Here is a 16127-nt window from a genome sequence, read left to right as displayed (position 1 = left end):
CAAAAAAGCGATTACCGCTCTACTCGATCCAACAGTTAAAACCCGATCCAATGTGGGAGCTGGCTTGCCTGCAAAAGCGCCAGCCCAAACACTACAAATCTCCCAGGCTTACATCCGAAACCCCTGATAACTCTCAGCCCATCGCTGCTGCTCAGCCAACGCCACCTTCAACCGCCCAATCTGCTCCCTGACCCGCTCCGGCGCCGTCCCACCCCACCCACTGCGCGCCGCAATCGCCGCCTCCAGGGTCAAGCAGTCCCGCACTTCAGGCAGCAACCGAGCATCCACCTCCGCCAACATCGCCGGCGAGGCTTCCCACAACTCAATCTCATGCTTCTCACAGGCCTGCACCAGCGCGCCGGTAATCTCATGGGCTTCTTTAAACGGCACACCACGGGTGGCCAACCAATCCGCCACCTCCGTCGCCAAGGTGAAGCCCATCGGCGCCTGACGCCGCAGCTCTTCCACCTGCACCTTCATGGTCGCAACCATCCCGGCCATCGCCGGCAGTACCAGCAGCAAGGTGTCCACGCTGTCCAACACACTGTGCTTGTCTTCACTCAAATCGCGGTTGTACGACAGCGGCAACGACTTGAGCGTCGACATCAACCCGGTCAAGTTGCCGATCAAGCGCCCAGCCTTGCCCCGCGCCAATTCGGCAATATCCGGGTTCTTCTTCTGCGGCATGATCGAGCTGCCGGTGGCGTAGGCATCGTCCAACACCACCCAGCGAAACTGGCGCGACGACCACAGGCAAAACTCCTCCGACAGCCGCGAAATATTCACCCCGAGCATGCCCGCCACAAACAGAAACTCCGCCACATGGTCGCGACTGGCTACCGCGTCAATCGAGTTTTCGCACGGCCCGGTGTAGCCCATTTCCTTGGCCGAATGCTCCGGCTGGCGCGCAATCGCCGAACCGGCCATGGCTGCCGCACCCAACGGTGACAGCGCTGCACGCGCATCCCAATCCACCAAACGTTGCACATCCCGCAGCATCGACTGCGCATGAGCCAGCAAGTGGTGGGCAAACACAATCGGCTGCGCCTGCTGCAAATGGGTAAAGCCTGGGCAGATGCTCTCCACATGCTGCTCGGCCTGTTCCACCAACGCCTTTTGCAGACCCAACACCTCAGTGGTGATGGTGCGCGCGTGGTCGCGTAGGAAAAGCCGCAGGTCATTCGCGGTCTGATCATTGCGTGAACGCCCGGCGCGCAGCTTGCCGCCCAAGACGCCGAGGCGCTCGGTCAATACGCGTTCGATGAAGGTGTGCACGTCCTCGTCATCCAGGGTCGGATGCAGGCGGCTGGCGGCGAAGTCAGCGCCGATCCCCTCCAGGGCTTCGAGGGTACGCAAGGTCTCCGACTCATCCAGCAAACCGGCGCGCTGCAACTCACGGGCATGGGCACGGGAGCCGGCCAGGTCGTAGGGCGTCAGGCGAAAATAGCGCTCAGGGCAACGCGACAACGCGGCCAATGCAGCAGACGGACCGGTCTTGAAACGAGCGCCCCAAAGGCGGTCGGTGGGCTGGGACATGGGTATTCCTCACGCTTGTTTTTAGAAGAGTCGGAGGCAGTAAAAATAAGTTTTCAACTAGACTGAATCAGCGTCTGACGCGCCGTATTCAAGGTTGCCAAGGGCGGTTGTTTATGTTCATTATCGCCGCCTGGCTATGTTCAAGGACTGGGTTGAAGCCTGTTGAATATGGCACTTGAGGTCAACGCGTATTATGGAAACTCCACTTTCCACTTCTGGAAACCTACCGCCAAAACCCGGCACACGACCGCCCCTGCAGCTGAGCGGGCTGGACTTCAAATTGCTGCGGGTATTTATGGCCGTGGTCGAAGCCGGCGGCTTTAGCGCCGCGCAAAACGAGCTGAACGTGGGGCTCGCGGCTATCAGCAAACAAATCTCCGACCTGGAAATCCGCATCGGCATGCGCCTGTGTACACGGGGGAGGGAAGGGTTCGGCCTGACCGAAGAAGGCAAGTTGGTGTATCAGGCGTCCATCGAGTTATTTACCTCGGTGGACAGTTTTCGCGACAAGCTTAGTTCGGCGCAAAACGAACTCATTGGCGACCTTAGTGTGGGGGTTATTGATAACACCGTGTCCGACGTTAATTCCCCGCTAATTACCGCGTTGGGGAAATTACATAGCGAATCACCAAAAATTAGATTGCGCCTACATGCCTCGCAATTGGACGAAGTTGAACGTGGCGTGGTGGAAGGCCGCTTGATCGTCGGCATCGTGCCGGTGTACCAACGCCGAGAGGAATTTGACTACTTCCCGCTGTACGAAGAAAAAGCCCACGTCTACTGCGCTGTAGGACATCCACTCTTCAGCGCGAGCGACATCACGCCCGACGTGCTGCGCCAATACGAAGTGGTGAACCACCGGTATGCGATCCACCGCGACAAGGCCACCTTCGTCAATTACGACAGCCAGTCCGCCTCGGCCTCACAAGTCGAAGCCGTCGCCATCCTGATCCTCACCGGCCGCTTCCTCGGCTTCCTGCCCGAACACTACGCCTCGCCATTGGTAAGGGAAGGGCGCCTGCGCGCACTGTGTCCGGAGCAAGTTCACCTGAGCACCGCCTTCAACCTCATCCTGCGCCACAACGCCCCGCGCAGCCCGATGGTAAAAGCCTTTGCAACGGCGCTGGGTGTGGACCTCAAAGCCACGACACTCAAGCCAAACACCGTCCCTCCGAGCGACAGAGATCAACTGTGGGAGCTGTCGAGCCCCAGCGAGGCTGCGAAGGGATCGCCTCGGTCTCCTGACGGACCCTAAACTCGGATCGCTTTCTTTTAGGTCGTTATCGTTTTCAAATGAAATAGCTGAATTGTTAGCAAATTTAATAGCGCATTAGCATTTTCGTACTCACAAAATTATCGTTTTCGCCTACCATTCCCTAATAGTTATCGTTTTTTAGCGTTCGTTAGGGGATTCGACCATGCAGGTAGGCTTCAAGGCACTCGCTGACCGCTACCGTATCGCGCTTGCACAGCCACTACGCGTCGAATCGGTAATCGGTACGACCCGTATGAGCCACGAGAGCAATGGACATGTCGAGCGTAAGTACCCCCTCAGCTACCAACCCTCGGACGACTTTGCAGGGCATTTCGAGTTCGGGCTCAAGTACGAAGAAATTCACCTCGAATTCTTCGCTCGCCTATTTGCTGCCGCCGGCCCCGAACCCGTTGAAGCCTGGTGCCGGCAAACGCCCTTTGGTCAATATGCCCGCCGCACCGGATTCCTGTACGAATGGGTAACCGGACGGCAGCTTGATGTGCCAGACGTGACCAATGGCGGCTATGTCGATGCTGTTTCATCGCAGCATTACCTGACCCGCGTTGAGCCTCTGAGGATACGACGCTGGCGCATCAACGATAATCTTCCCGGCGTGCCAGCGTTCTCCCCTCTGATCCGCCGTACCGAAGCTGTACAAGACGCGCTGCAGTTTGATCTGGGTGCAGCACTGCGAGAACTGAACCAGACCTTTGGCGCCGATATCCTGATGCGCACGGCAAGTTGGCTGACGTTCAAGGAGTCGCGTGCCAGCTTCTTGATCGAGAGAGAGGCAGACAAAGCCGACAGGATCCAGCGGTTTGCCCACGTGATCGCCAAATACTGTGGCCATATCGAGGATCCGTTGAGCAACGAAAGCCTGCACACGTTGCAAGCCGGTATTTTGGGAGGCGAGGCTCTCGGGCTGGGCTTGCGGCGCTCGCCGATCTTTGTGGGGCAGGCGACCATGCGCGAGGACATCGTGCACTACATTGCGCCGCAATTTGAGGTGCTGACGCAACTGCTCAATGGCTTGAAAGCATTCGAGCTGGCAACACGAGGTTCTGAGTCGCTGGCCCGGGCAGCTGTAATCGCTTTCGCCTTCGTGTATATCCACCCCATGCGGGACGGCAATGGTCGGATCCATCGCTTTCTTATCAACGATACGTTGATCCGTGATAATGCGGTGCCTGATGGCGTGATCCTGCCGGTATCAGCCACGATCACAAGTTCGATTGATTTTCGGGCACGTTACGATCGCACGCTGGAGGTGTTTTCGCGACCATTCATGCAACGCTACGCCGCGTCTTATCGGTTTGGCGAACTCGTCGTCTACGAGGACGGCACCCGCAGCAACCTGGTCTTTGATGACTATGAAGATGCGCAATTCGCGTGGCGCTATCCCGATTTGACTGAGCATGTCCTGTATACGGCACAGGTTGTGGCGCATACCGTCCGGACAGAAATGGCTGATGAAGCGCGTGTATTGGTCATTTTTCAGCGCGCTCAGGAGCAGCTCAAAGAAGTGCTGGAAATGCCGGATCAGGACGCAAACCGCGTCATTCGCTCGCTAAAGGAAAATGGCTGGCAGATATCGGGGAAATTGAAAAAAGCTTATCCGCAGTTGGAAGTTGCTCACTTAGCCGAACGGGTAGTGGAAGCGGTGCGATCCGCATTTGAAGAACAAGAATCGGGTAGCGTTAACGAGTGATCGGGATGGGCCTATGCGGCCACTCAACCCCGGGCACCCCATGCTAGTGCGTTACCCAGTCTGACACCGATCAAACGGTGGGAGCTGTCGAACCCCAGCCATGGTGCGATGGGATCACCTCGATCCCCCCGCCAACCCAACCCCCCGCATCACCGCTGCAACCGAGCCCGCCTTTTCTTCTTCGCATGAAAATGCCGAAAATGCGCATCCTGCGCCGCCGCCAGCAACTCCCGATCCCCACGCGTATCGCCCCAGGCCCGCAGCCGATACTCCCCCAGGTCCCCATACACCGCCTCAAGCCGCAACACCTTGTTCTCACACCGGCAGTTATTCCCGGTGAGCTTACCGGTCAGCACCCCATCCACCACCTCAAGCTCAGTCCCGATCAACTTGATCCCAAGACGATCGGCAAACGGCTGCAACACCAACGTCGGCGACGCCGAGCACAGCGTCACCACCGCGCCCGAACCTAACTCCTGCTCCACCGACAGCACGCCGGCCGGGCGCATCAACCGCGCCCAATTGCGCTGGCAATACTCCTCGGCCTTCTGCTGCACCCACGCCTTCTCCACCCCGGTCATAAAGGTGCGGATCAACTGCGCCTTCAACTCATCCCGGCTGATCTGCTGCAACAAAAAGCGCAGACCTGGCACCGCCAGCTTGACCATCCGGCCATAAAACTCACCGGTGCCAAAGGCGAACTTGAGGAACGGCACGAAACTGTCGTGGTGGGTGAGCGTGCCGTCGAAGTCAAAGACGGAGAGTACTTTGGCGTCAGCGGGGCCGGCTTCGAGCATGTCTGGGTTCACGGGTTGGCCTCGGTCCTATCTAGTATTTTTAGGTGCGTGTCAGGTGTGACAGCGGGAGATTACTCCCGTGCCAATCTTTGGGCTTTTGTAGAGCCCGTCGATGAAGGCTACCGATACTTTATCGGTGCAACACTGATGGCAATTGGGATGCAAGGCTACAGCATTGCTTGTACGATCCGAACCCTTCTCGGCGAGGTGATCAGCGCGATGTGCTTCAAGAAATGGCAAATCAACGCGCATAAAAAAGCCCTGAACAAGTCAGGGCTCCTTGATGTTGCTTGGCTTAGGAGTTAATCCCAGCTCAGCGCGCCGCCTGTTTGGTACTCGATCACACGGGTTTCGAAGAAGTTCTTCTCTTTCTTCAAGTCCATGATCTCGCTCATCCACGGGAACGGGTTGGTGGTGCCCGGATACTCTTCTTTCAAACCAATCTGCGACAGGCGACGGTTAGCGATGAACTTGAGGTAATCCTCCATCATCGCCGCATTCATGCCCAGCACGCCGCGCGGCATGGTATCGCGCGCGTATTCGATCTCCAGCTGAGTCCCTTGCAGGATCATCTGGGTCGCTTCTTCCTTCATCTCGGCATCCCACAAATGCGGGTTTTCGATTTTGATCTGGTTGATCACATCGATACCGAAGTTCAGGTGCATCGACTCGTCGCGCAGGATGTACTGGAACTGCTCGGCGACGCCGGTCATTTTGTTGCGACGGCCCATGGACAGGATCTGGGTGAAGCCGCAGTAAAAGAAGATGCCTTCCAGCACGCAGTAGTAGGCGACCAGGTTACGCAGCAGTTCTTTATCAGTCTCGACAGTGCCGGTTTCGAACTTCGGATCGGAGATCGAACGGGTGTACTTCAGGCCCCAGGCAGCCTTTTTGGCGACCGATGGAATCTCGTGGTACATGTTGAAGATCTCGCCTTCATCCATGGCCAGCGATTCGATGCAGTACTGGTAGGCGTGGGTGTGGATCGCTTCTTCGAAGGCCTGGCGCAGGATGTACTGGCGGCACTCTGGGTTGGTGATCAGGCGGTACACGGCCAGGACCAGGTTGTTGGCAACCAGGGAGTCGGCGGTGGAGAAGAAGCCGAGGTTGCGCATGACGATGCGGCGTTCGTCGTCGGTCAGGCCTTCGGGGTCTTTCCACACGGCGATGTCGGCGGTCATGTTGACCTCTTGCGGCATCCAGTGGTTGGCGCAGCCGTCGAGGTACTTCTGCCAGGCCCAGTCGTACTTGAAGGGCACGAGTTGGTTGAGGTCGGCGCGGCAGTTGATCATGCGCTTTTCGTCAACGGCGACGCGGGCGGAGGCGCCTTCGAGTTCGGCGAGGCCTTCGGCGACGTCGAGTTTGTCCAGGGCGGCCTTGGCGCGGACGATGGCGGCGGAGTCACTGGCGGTGACGGCGCGGGCTTCAAGGGCGGCGGCAGCGCCGGCACCGTCGAGGCGGTCCATGTTGGCTTCGGTGGCGTGGCCGGCGTTGGCGCCTTTGGTGGCTACCTCGCCTTCTTCTTCTTTGTCGAATTCGTCCCAGCTCAGCATGACGTGTCGTCTCCTGCGTGAGGGCTCAAAGGTGCCCGTGTGAAACCGGATGGTTGGGTGTTCACACGGCCCAGAGGCCGCGGTGGATCTTAAGGAATCGTTTGTTGCAGCAGCTAGCGCAGGCATTAAACGGAATAGGGTTACGGGTACTCTGCGTGAGGCTTGAGGTGCGGAGCGGTGCGTGCTTGCTCCTGCGGAGGCCTCAGTCTGGCTCTTCGTCCCTGTGTAAAGGGATATTGCAGGCCCGATTTACTCGCGCATTGTAGGGGAAAAAAATGGGTTTGTGTTGGGACGGATGGTCACGGAGACCGGCCAGAATGGCGTGTTTTTCGGCCAGAGTGCGGTTTTATAAGGCTTTGCTGGGGCTCGAAATTTTTGACGGACGGCGGGAGGTTTTTTGGGCGGGGGAGTGGGGTAAGGCTTTGCAGCGTGGTTGTGGCTATAACCGCTATCGCAGGCAAGCCAGCTGCCACATTTGATTTGCGGGATTCGAGGTGGGTCCTTGGCCGCAAGAACGATTTCTTGCGGCGACCAAGATCCGGGGTTAAACCTGACGTAATAAGTTATTACCCGTTAGAACAACCATTACCCATCACGTGATAGTTAAGAATATGACGCTGACCTTGCGAATCTTCATATTCCATCTTCACCGGTACAACTTCGCAAACTTCCGGGATGTTGCTCATCGATAATACTTTGGCGACGTCCAGATGGGTGCTGTAAGTGTAGTCCTCAACAATCGGCGCGCTCTGGCCGGCCAGTTCAGTCGGGGCCTCGTCGGCCAGGGCGGCGGTGGCGCACAAGCTGCTCAAGGCCATAACTAATAAAGCTTTCATTTCTTTACTTACCTTCTTCAGGGCGAAAGGGGTCACGGGGCCCTTGTGAGGCCACGTGTGTAACTTAGGGTTGGTGAGTTCGGATTAACGTTGCCTTCGTGGGGGCTGTTACGTTGTCAATCGCAGTGCCTGTGTTGGCGGAAGTGATTCTAGGCGTGTGGGTTATATTCATATACCCGCACTTTTGATAAACACTTTTGGCGGTTTTTGTAACAATCCTGTGGTAAAGCTTTTTTCACAATGCTGCGAACCGCCGCAGCCCGCGGGCTAGGGGCGTGAACGGGGATGTCAGGGTAATTTGTAGGGGCTTGTTACTACCATCGTCGAATGGTTCTATAGGCCAGCCCCGGCTACAACAGGGCCATACAACAACAACTATGTCACCGAGGTAAGAAAGATGAGTGCGGCTTCCCTGTACCCCGTTCGCCCCGAAGTAGCAGCCAACACGCTGACTGACGAGGCAACCTACAAGGCCATGTACCAGCAGTCGGTGGTCAACCCCGATGGCTTCTGGCGCGAGCAAGCCAAGCGTCTTGACTGGATCAAGCCTTTCACCACGGTGAAGCAGACCTCTTTCGACGATCACCATGTCGACATCAAGTGGTTTGCCGATGGCACCTTGAACGTTTCCTACAACTGCCTGGACCGTCACCTCGCTGAGCGTGGCGACCAGGCGGCGATCATCTGGGAGGGCGATGACCCTGCCGAGAGCCGCACCATCACCTACCGCGAGCTGCATGAACAAGTCTGCAAGTTCGCCAACGCCCTGCGCGGCCAGGATGTGCACCGCGGCGATGTAGTGACGATCTATATGCCGATGATCCCCGAAGCTGTGGTCGCCATGCTGGCGTGTACCCGTATCGGTGCGATTCACTCGGTGGTGTTTGGCGGTTTTTCGCCGGAGGCTCTGGCCGGTCGCATCATTGACTGTAAGTCGAAGGTGGTGATCACCGCCGATGAAGGCATTCGCGCCGGTAAGAAAATTCCGCTGAAGGCCAACGTCGACGACGCCCTGACCAACCCGGAAACCAGCAGCATCCAGAAAGTCATCGTGTGCAAGCGCACCAATGGCCAGATCAAGTGGAACCAGCATCGCGACATCTGGTACGAAGACCTGATGAAAGTGGCCGGCACTGTGTGCGCACCCAAAGAGATGGGCGCCGAAGAAGCCCTGTTCATCCTTTATACCTCCGGTTCAACCGGCAAGCCTAAAGGCGTGCAGCACACCACCGGCGGCTACCTGCTTTACGCGGCCCTGACCCATGAACGTGTGTTCGACTACCGCCCAGGCGAAATCTACTGGTGCACCGCCGACGTCGGCTGGGTCACTGGCCACACCTACATTGTCTACGGCCCGCTGGCCAATGGCGCGACCACCTTGCTGTTCGAAGGCGTGCCGAACTACCCGGACATCACCCGGGTGGCGAAGATCGTCGACAAGCACAAGGTCAACATCCTCTACACCGCACCGACCGCGATCCGCGCAATGATGGCTTCGGGCACCGCTGCCTGTGAAGGCGCCGATGGCAGCAGCCTGCGTTTGTTGGGTTCGGTGGGCGAGCCGATCAACCCGGAAGCCTGGGATTGGTACTACAAGAACGTCGGCCAATCCCGTTGCCCGATTGTCGACACTTGGTGGCAGACCGAAACCGGCGGCAACATGATGAGCCCACTGCCGGGCGCTCACGCGCTCAAGCCGGGTTCGGCGGCACGGCCGTTCTTTGGTGTGGTGCCGGCGTTGGTGGATAACCTGGGCAACCTGATCGAAGGCGCCGCCGAAGGTAACCTGGTGATCCTCGATTCGTGGCCAGGCCAGGCGCGTACGCTGTTTGGCGACCATGACCGCTTCGTCGACACCTACTTCAAGACGTTCCGTGGCATGTACTTCACCGGTGACGGTGCGCGGCGTGACGAGGACGGTTACTACTGGATCACCGGGCGTGTGGACGACGTGTTGAACGTGTCCGGCCACCGCATGGGCACCGCCGAGATTGAAAGCGCGATGGTTGCGCACCCGAAAGTTGCCGAAGCGGCCGTTGTCGGTGTGCCGCACGACATCAAAGGGCAGGGCATCTATGTGTATGTCACGCTCAAAAATGGCGAAGAGCCGAACGAAGCGCTGCGCCTGGAGCTGAAAAACTGGGTGCGCAAAGAGATCGGGCCGATTGCTTCGCCGGACGTGATCCAGTGGGCGCCGGGCTTGCCGAAGACGCGCTCGGGGAAAATCATGCGGCGGATTCTGCGCAAGATTGCCACGGCTGAGTATGACGGGTTGGGGGATATCTCCACCCTGGCGGATCCGGGCGTGGTGGCGCATTTGATTGAGACGCACAAGACCATGAACGTCGCGTAAGCGCGGGATAGTCAGATAAAGCCCCATTCGGTGTAAGTCGGGTGGGGCTTTTTTGTGGGAATTGAGTCGATGCAAATCCCCAGTGGGAGCGGGCTTGCTCGCGAAAGCGGTGGATCAGTTGGCTCATATGTAGCTGACTCACCGCATTCGCGAGCAAGCCCACATTTGGGTTGTATTCCATCGCGGGCCTCGGTGGTGTTCTGACGGGCCGGGTTACTTCCAAACCAATAAATATCGGTTTCTCACGTAGGAGGTTTCTGAATGTTACCGTCGAACGCAAATGTGTAACCCCGCGCCCAAACATGAGGCAAAGTGCTACGCCCCCGCCCGCAAAAACCGCATTCCAGACACCCCAGCAAATAAGATTAAACGCCACACTTGCCGTGCCAGAAGGGTTTGCGAATAATAGGCCCGCAATTTGCAGCGTCTACAGGTTTAATGTCTTTTGTCTCTGCATAAAATCCAGAGGCTGTCAATAAGTTGGAACGGCTTTCTCGGTGCTTCTGTAAATTGTTGTCGCATTGAGGAAATATCGGCTTCCAGCCTGTCGTTAGAATGCCGATCACTCGCTCGTCGTCGCAGGTTTAACTGGCGTAGGACGCAGCACCGCAATTCGGTTTCCTTTAAGTCGCATCGTGGGCCATGGCTCATACTGCTGTTTTTGCCCTATACCGATGGAGTCCCAAGATGAAGAAACTCGTGCTGTTGGGCGCCCTGGCGCTGTCCGTGCTGTCCATGCAGGCTTTCGCTGAAGGCAAGCCGCTGAAAATTGGTATCGAAGCGGCTTACCCTCCGTTCGCCTCTAAAGCTCCCGATGGCAGCATCGTCGGCTTTGACTACGACATCGGCAACGCCCTGTGCGAAGAGATGAAGGTCAAGTGCACCTGGGTCGAGCAAGAATTCGACGGCCTGATCCCTGCGCTGAAAGTGCGCAAGATCGACGCGATCCTGTCGTCCATGTCCATCACTGAAGACCGCAAGAAGTCCGTGGACTTCACCAACCGCTACTACCTGACCCCAGCGCGCCTGGTGTTGAAGGAAGGCACTGCGGTCAGCGACAGTCTGGATGAACTGAAAGGCAAGAAAATCGGCGTGCAGCGCGGTTCGATCCATGACCGTTTTGCCAAGGAAGTCCTGGCCCCTAAAGGCGCCACGGTTGTGCCTTACAGCTCGCAGAACGAAATTTACCTGGACGTGGAAGCCGGTCGCCTCGACGGCACCGTGGCTGACGCTACCCTGCTGCAGGAAGGTTTCCTCGATACCCCAGCCGGCAAAGGCTACGCGTTCACCGGCCCGGCCTTCACCGACGCCAAATACTTCGGCGACGGCATCGGCATCGCGGTACGTAAAGGCGACAAGGAAAACCTGGACCGCATCAACGCTGCTATCGCGGCGATCCGTGCCAATGGCAAGTACAAAGAAATCGAGAAAAAGTACTTCAACTTCGACATTTACGGCCCTGAAGCCAAGTAAACCGTCGTAGCTGTCTGTCCTGAATGGCGCAAGCAACAGAGTTCCTGAGGTTTGCGCCATTTTTTCATCCCCCTTTTCGAGGACCTGAATCATGTTGAAAGGCTACGGGGCCGTCATCCTCGATGGCGCATGGTTGACGCTTCAGCTCGCCTTGTCGTCCATGGCCTTGGCCATTGTTCTGGGTCTGATCGGGGTCGCATTACGCCTGTCGCCGGTGCGCTGGTTGGCTTGGCTGGGTGACTTGTACTCCACGGTGATCCGCGGGATCCCCGACCTGGTGCTGATCCTGCTGATTTTCTACGGCGGTCAGGACTTGCTTAACCGCGTCGCGCCGATGCTTGGCTATGACGACTATATCGACTTGAACCCCCTGGCCGCCGGTATCGGCACTCTGGGTTTCATCTTTGGCGCCTACCTCTCGGAAACGTTTCGTGGCGCCTTCATGGCCATTCCCAAGGGCCAGGCCGAAGCCGGCCTTGCGTATGGCATGAGCAGTTTTCAGGTGTTTTTCCGGGTGATGGTGCCGCAGATGATTCGGCTGGCTATCCCTGGGTTTACCAACAACTGGCTGGTACTCACCAAGGCCACCGCGCTGATTTCGGTGGTGGGCCTGCAAGACATGATGTTCAAGGCCAAGCAGGCGGCAGATGCCACCCGTGAGCCTTTTACCTTCTTCCTCGCAGTGGCGGCGATGTACCTGGTGATCACCAGCGTGTCGTTGCTGGCCCTGCGTTATCTTGAGAAGCGCTACTCGGTAGGCGTAAGGGCGGCTGATCTATGATCTTCGACTACAACGTCATCTGGGAGGCCATGCCGCTGTACCTTGGCGGCCTGCTGACCACCCTGAAACTGCTCGCCATCTCGCTGTTCTTCGGCCTGCTCGCCGCCTTGCCCCTGGGCCTGATGCGTGTGTCCAAGCAGCCGATCATCAACGGTGCGGCCTGGCTCTACACCTATGTGATCCGTGGCACGCCGATGCTGGTGCAGCTGTTCTTGATCTACTACGGCCTGGCCCAGTTCGAGGCGGTGCGCGAGAGTTTCATGTGGCCGCTGCTATCCAGCGCCACGTTCTGTGCGTGCCTGGCGTTTGCGATCAACACCAGCGCCTACACCGCCGAGATCATTGCCGGTAGCCTCAAGGCCACGCCCAACGGCGAGATCGAAGCGGCCAAGGCCATGGGCATGTCGCGCTACAAGCTGTATCGCCGCATCCTGCTGCCGTCGGCCCTGCGCCGCGCGCTGCCGCAGTACAGCAACGAAGTGATCATGATGTTGCAGACCACCAGCCTGGCCTCCATCGTCACCCTGATCGACATCACCGGTGCCGCGCGCACGGTGAACGCGCAGTTCTACCTGCCGTTCGAAGCCTATATCACCGCTGGTGTGTTCTACCTGTGCCTCACCTTTATCCTGGTGCGCCTGTTCAAGTTGGCCGAGCGCCGCTGGCTCAGCTACCTGGCTCCACGGAAGCACTGATATGGAACGTATCGATCACCTGTTGCCCTGGGGCCACCTGGGGTGCGAGCGCCAGCTGAGCGTGTTCCGCTTTGGCAAGGGCGAGCGCAAGGCGTATATCCAGGCCAGCCTGCACGCCGATGAATTACCCGGCATGCGCGCCGCGTGGGAGCTGAAAAAGCGCCTGGCCGAGTTGGAACAGCAAGGTGCGCTCAATGGCGTGATCGAGCTGGTGCCGGTGGCCAACCCGATGGGCCTGGGTCAGTTGCTGCAAGGCAGCCACCAGGGCCGTTTCGAAGTGGGCAGCGGCAAGAACTTTAACCGCGATTTCGTCGAGTTGAGCGAGCCGGTCACTGAGTTGCTCAAGGGCAAGTTGGGCGATGATCCTCACGCCAATGTGCGCTTGATCCGCCAGGCCATGAGTGATGTGCTCAGCGCGTTGCCAGAGCCGAGCAGCCAGCTGCAAGGCATGCAACGCATCCTGCTGAGCCACGCTTGCACCGCCGATGTGGTGCTCGACCTGCATTGCGACGCCGAAGCCGCACTGCACATGTATGCGCTGCCGCAGCACTGGCCGCAGTGGCGCTCGCTGTCGGCGCATTTGGGGGTGAAGGTCGGCCTGCTGGCGGAAGATTCCGGCGGCAGTTCGTTTGATGAAGCCTGCTCGCTGCCGTGGCTGCGCTTGTCCCAGGCGTTCCCCGAAGCACAGGTCCCGCTGGCCTGCCTGGCGACGACCCTGGAACTGGGCGGCCAGGCCGACACGGGTCGTGACGAGGCGATCTTCCACGCCGAAGGCATTCTCGCGTTTCTCGCCGAGCAGGGCTTGATCAAGGGGGAATGGCCCGCGCCACAGTTCGAACCCTGCGAAGGCATGCCTTTTGAAGGCACCGAGCTGCTGTTCGCACCCCACGCCGGGGTGATCAGCTACCTGCGTAAAGCCGGTGAGTGGATCGAAAAAGGCGAGCCGATTTTTGAAGTGATTGACCCCCTGGACGACCGCGTGAGCACCGTTTGCGCGGGAACCTCGGGGGTGTTGTTTGCCGTTGAACGGCTACGTTATGCCCAAGCGGGTTTCTGGCTGGCCAAGGTGGCGGGGCGCGAAGCGCTGCGTCACGGGCGCTTGCTCAACGACTGACCACCTGTTTTTGTGAGAACCGACCGCATGTACAAACTTGAAGTCCAAGACCTGCATAAACGCTATGGCAGTCATGAAGTGCTCAAAGGCGTGTCCCTGGCCGCCGCGGCCGGTGATGTAATCAGCATCATTGGTTCCAGTGGTTCGGGCAAAAGTACCTTTTTGCGCTGCATCAACCTGCTCGAGCAGCCTCACGCCGGCAAGATTCTGCTCAACAATGAAGAGCTGAAACTGGTGGCCAACAAAGACGGCGCCATGAAGGCCGCCGACCCCAAGCAGTTGCAACGCATGCGTTCGCGCCTGTCCATGGTGTTCCAGCATTTCAACCTGTGGTCGCACATGACCGCGCTGGAAAACGTCATGGAAGCGCCGGTGCACGTGCTCGGCATGTCGAAAAAAGAAGCCCGTGAAAAGGCCGAGCACTACCTGGCCAAAGTTGGGGTGGGCCATCGTAAGGATGCGTTCCCCGGCCATATGTCGGGCGGTGAGCAGCAGCGCGTGGCAATCGCACGTGCCTTGGCGATGGAGCCGGAGGTGATGCTGTTCGATGAACCCACCTCGGCGCTCGACCCGGAACTGGTCGGCGAAGTGCTCAAGGTGATGCAGGACCTGGCCCAGGAAGGCCGCACCATGGTGGTGGTGACCCACGAAATGGGCTTTGCCCGTGAAGTGTCGAACCAACTGGTGTTCTTGCACAAAGGTATCGTTGAAGAGCGTGGCAACCCGAGGGAAGTGCTGGTGAACCCGCAGTCCGAGCGTTTGCAGCAGTTCTTGTCGGGTAGCTTGAAATAATCAGGACTGCTTTTATGCACTGAAATAATGCATGCTCAACAGTCTTGAGGTTGACGCCGATCCCCTGTGGGAGCTGGCTTGCCTGCGATAGCGGTGTATCAGAAACAGATATACCAGCTGACCCAGTGCTATCGCAGGCAAGGCAGCTCCCACATTTGATCTCCCTATGTTTTGAGATTTGTGTTGGTTTACGGGCTAGCATTAGCCCTTGTCTTCATTACCGTTCTTCGTTTCGGATAGCCCTCCATGACCGCCCATAAAATTGGTTTCCTGATTTGGCCCAGCACAAAAGCCCTGACGCTTGCGCTGGCTGAGGAGGCCTTGCGCGTTGCTCAGCGGGTGCATCCGGACGTGGTCTACGAGCTGTCGTTTTTGCTCGCGGAACCGGCGGCCGAAGGCGCATGGCAACTGCCGGGCGAGCCGTGGGCCGGTAAGCTCGAGGGCTTCCAGAAGCTGTTCCTGCTGGCGGACGAACCGCCGACCGTCATCGCCTCGCAACTGAGCACCGCGCTCAAGCAGCTGGTTCGCGCCGGTTGCGTGATTGGCGGCTTGTCGGCGGGTGTGTACCCGCTGGCCCAGCTCGGCCTGCTCGACGGCTACCGCGCCGCCGTGCACTGGCGCTGGCAGGACGATTTCGCCGAGCGTTTCCCCAAGGTCATCGCCACCAGCCATCTGTTCGACTGGGACCGCGACCGCCTCACCGCCTGCGGTGGCATGTCTGTGCTCGATCTGCTGCTGGCAGTACTCGCTCGTGATCACGGCGCCGAACTGGCCGGTGCAGTCTCCGAAGAGCTGGTGGTGGAGCGCATTCGCGAAGGCGGCGAGCGCCAGCGCATTCCACTGCAAAACCGCCTGGGTTCCAGCCATCCGAAGCTGACCCAGGCGGTTTTGTTGATGGAGGCGAATATCGAGGAACCGCTGACCACCGATGAAATCGCCCAGCACGTCTGTGTATCGCGACGACAACTCGAACGCATCTTCAAGCAATACCTCAATCGCGTCCCCAGCCAGTACTACCTGGAACTGCGCCTGAACAAGGCGCGCCAGATGCTCATGCAAACCAGCAAGTCGATCATTCAGATCGGCCTGTCGTGCGGCTTCTCCTCGGGGCCGCATTTCTCCAGCGCCTACCGCAACTTCTTCGGCGCCACACCCCGTGAAGACCGCAACCAGCGGCGCAGCAGCAGCCCGTTCGAGCTGTCGTCGGTGCCATCCGAGCGCGGTTGAGCATTTT

General features: G+C 58.5%; 14 protein-coding genes. 10 read left to right on the top strand and 4 right to left on the bottom strand.

Going from position 1 to position 16127, the window contains the following annotated elements; all coding sequences use genetic code 11:
* Positions 1-108 precede the first annotated feature (108 nt).
* Positions 109-1536 (bottom strand): argininosuccinate lyase, encoded by a 1428-nt coding sequence (gene argH / locus HU722_RS22785; protein WP_065875414.1) that lies wholly within the window; start codon positions 1534-1536, stop codon positions 109-111.
* Between the two features lie 193 nt (positions 1537-1729).
* Here argH and HU722_RS22780 point away from each other — a divergent pair, with 193 nt between their 5' ends.
* Entirely contained in the window at positions 1730-2791 is a 1062-nt protein-coding gene (locus tag HU722_RS22780) for a LysR family transcriptional regulator (protein WP_225930655.1), read from the top strand.
* Between the two features lie 163 nt (positions 2792-2954).
* A complete protein-coding gene (locus tag HU722_RS22775) occupies positions 2955-4499 on the top strand; it encodes a Fic family protein (RefSeq protein WP_065875416.1) in 1545 nt (514 codons plus the stop codon).
* 149 nt (positions 4500-4648) lie between these two features.
* Here HU722_RS22775 and HU722_RS22770 read toward each other — a convergent pair whose 3' ends face one another.
* A complete protein-coding gene (locus HU722_RS22770) occupies positions 4649-5296 on the bottom strand; it encodes an HAD-IB family hydrolase (protein ID WP_065875417.1) in 648 nt (215 codons plus the stop codon).
* Positions 5297-5353: 57 nt separating this feature from the next.
* Between HU722_RS22770 and HU722_RS29095 the strand changes: the two genes are divergently transcribed.
* A complete protein-coding gene (locus tag HU722_RS29095; RefSeq protein ID WP_186753122.1) occupies positions 5354-5602 on the top strand; it encodes a hypothetical protein in 249 nt (82 codons plus the stop codon).
* On the opposite strand, the gene HU722_RS22760 is transcribed toward HU722_RS29095, so the two are convergent.
* Positions 5599-6849 (bottom strand): ribonucleotide-diphosphate reductase subunit beta, encoded by a 1251-nt coding sequence (locus HU722_RS22760; protein ID WP_049711875.1) that lies wholly within the window; start codon positions 6847-6849, stop codon positions 5599-5601. The genes HU722_RS29095 and HU722_RS22760 overlap by 4 nt on opposite strands.
* A 566-nt stretch (positions 6850-7415) precedes the next feature.
* Positions 7416-7685, bottom strand: coding sequence for a DUF2790 domain-containing protein (locus HU722_RS22755; protein WP_065874012.1), 270 nt, complete (start codon positions 7683-7685; stop codon positions 7416-7418).
* Between the two features lie 397 nt (positions 7686-8082).
* Between HU722_RS22755 and acs the strand changes: the two genes are divergently transcribed.
* The 7 genes from acs (at position 8083) to argR (ending at position 16120) form a co-directional block, all read left to right on the top strand.
* Entirely contained in the window at positions 8083-10038 is a 1956-nt protein-coding gene (gene acs, locus HU722_RS22750) for an acetate--CoA ligase (protein WP_065874011.1), read from the top strand.
* A 687-nt stretch (positions 10039-10725) separates the two neighbouring features.
* Positions 10726-11511, top strand: a complete 786-nt coding sequence (locus HU722_RS22745; RefSeq protein WP_065874010.1) for an ABC transporter substrate-binding protein — start codon at positions 10726-10728, stop codon at positions 11509-11511.
* Positions 11512-11602: 91 nt separating this feature from the next.
* On the top strand, positions 11603-12292 hold the full coding sequence (locus tag HU722_RS22740) for an ABC transporter permease (RefSeq protein ID WP_032886746.1): 690 nt from the start codon (positions 11603-11605) through the stop codon (positions 12290-12292).
* The gene (locus tag HU722_RS22735; protein ID WP_049711879.1) at positions 12289-12987 is read left to right on the top strand and encodes an ABC transporter permease; all 699 of its coding nucleotides are present in this window, start codon (positions 12289-12291) and stop codon (positions 12985-12987) included. The genes HU722_RS22740 and HU722_RS22735 overlap by 4 nt, the downstream gene beginning before the upstream one ends.
* A 1-nt stretch (position 12988) precedes the next feature.
* Positions 12989-14101: a succinylglutamate desuccinylase/aspartoacylase family protein gene (locus tag HU722_RS22730; protein ID WP_065881349.1), complete on the top strand. Its 1113-nt coding sequence runs from the start codon at positions 12989-12991 to the stop codon at positions 14099-14101.
* 27 nt (positions 14102-14128) lie between these two features.
* Complete coding sequence (locus HU722_RS22725; protein ID WP_005790637.1) at positions 14129-14893, top strand: ABC transporter ATP-binding protein; 765 nt, start codon at positions 14129-14131, stop codon at positions 14891-14893.
* Between the two features lie 246 nt (positions 14894-15139).
* A complete protein-coding gene (argR, locus tag HU722_RS22720) occupies positions 15140-16120 on the top strand; it encodes a transcriptional regulator ArgR (protein ID WP_049711881.1) in 981 nt (326 codons plus the stop codon).
* Positions 16121-16127: the final 7 nt, after the last annotated feature.

The sequence above is a fragment of the Pseudomonas tritici genome (genome assembly GCF_014268275.3).
Classification (GTDB): Bacteria; Pseudomonadota; Gammaproteobacteria; order Pseudomonadales; family Pseudomonadaceae; genus Aquipseudomonas; species Aquipseudomonas tritici.
Note: the sequence above shows the minus strand (reverse complement) of the source record. Positions and strands in the feature narration are given on the sequence as shown.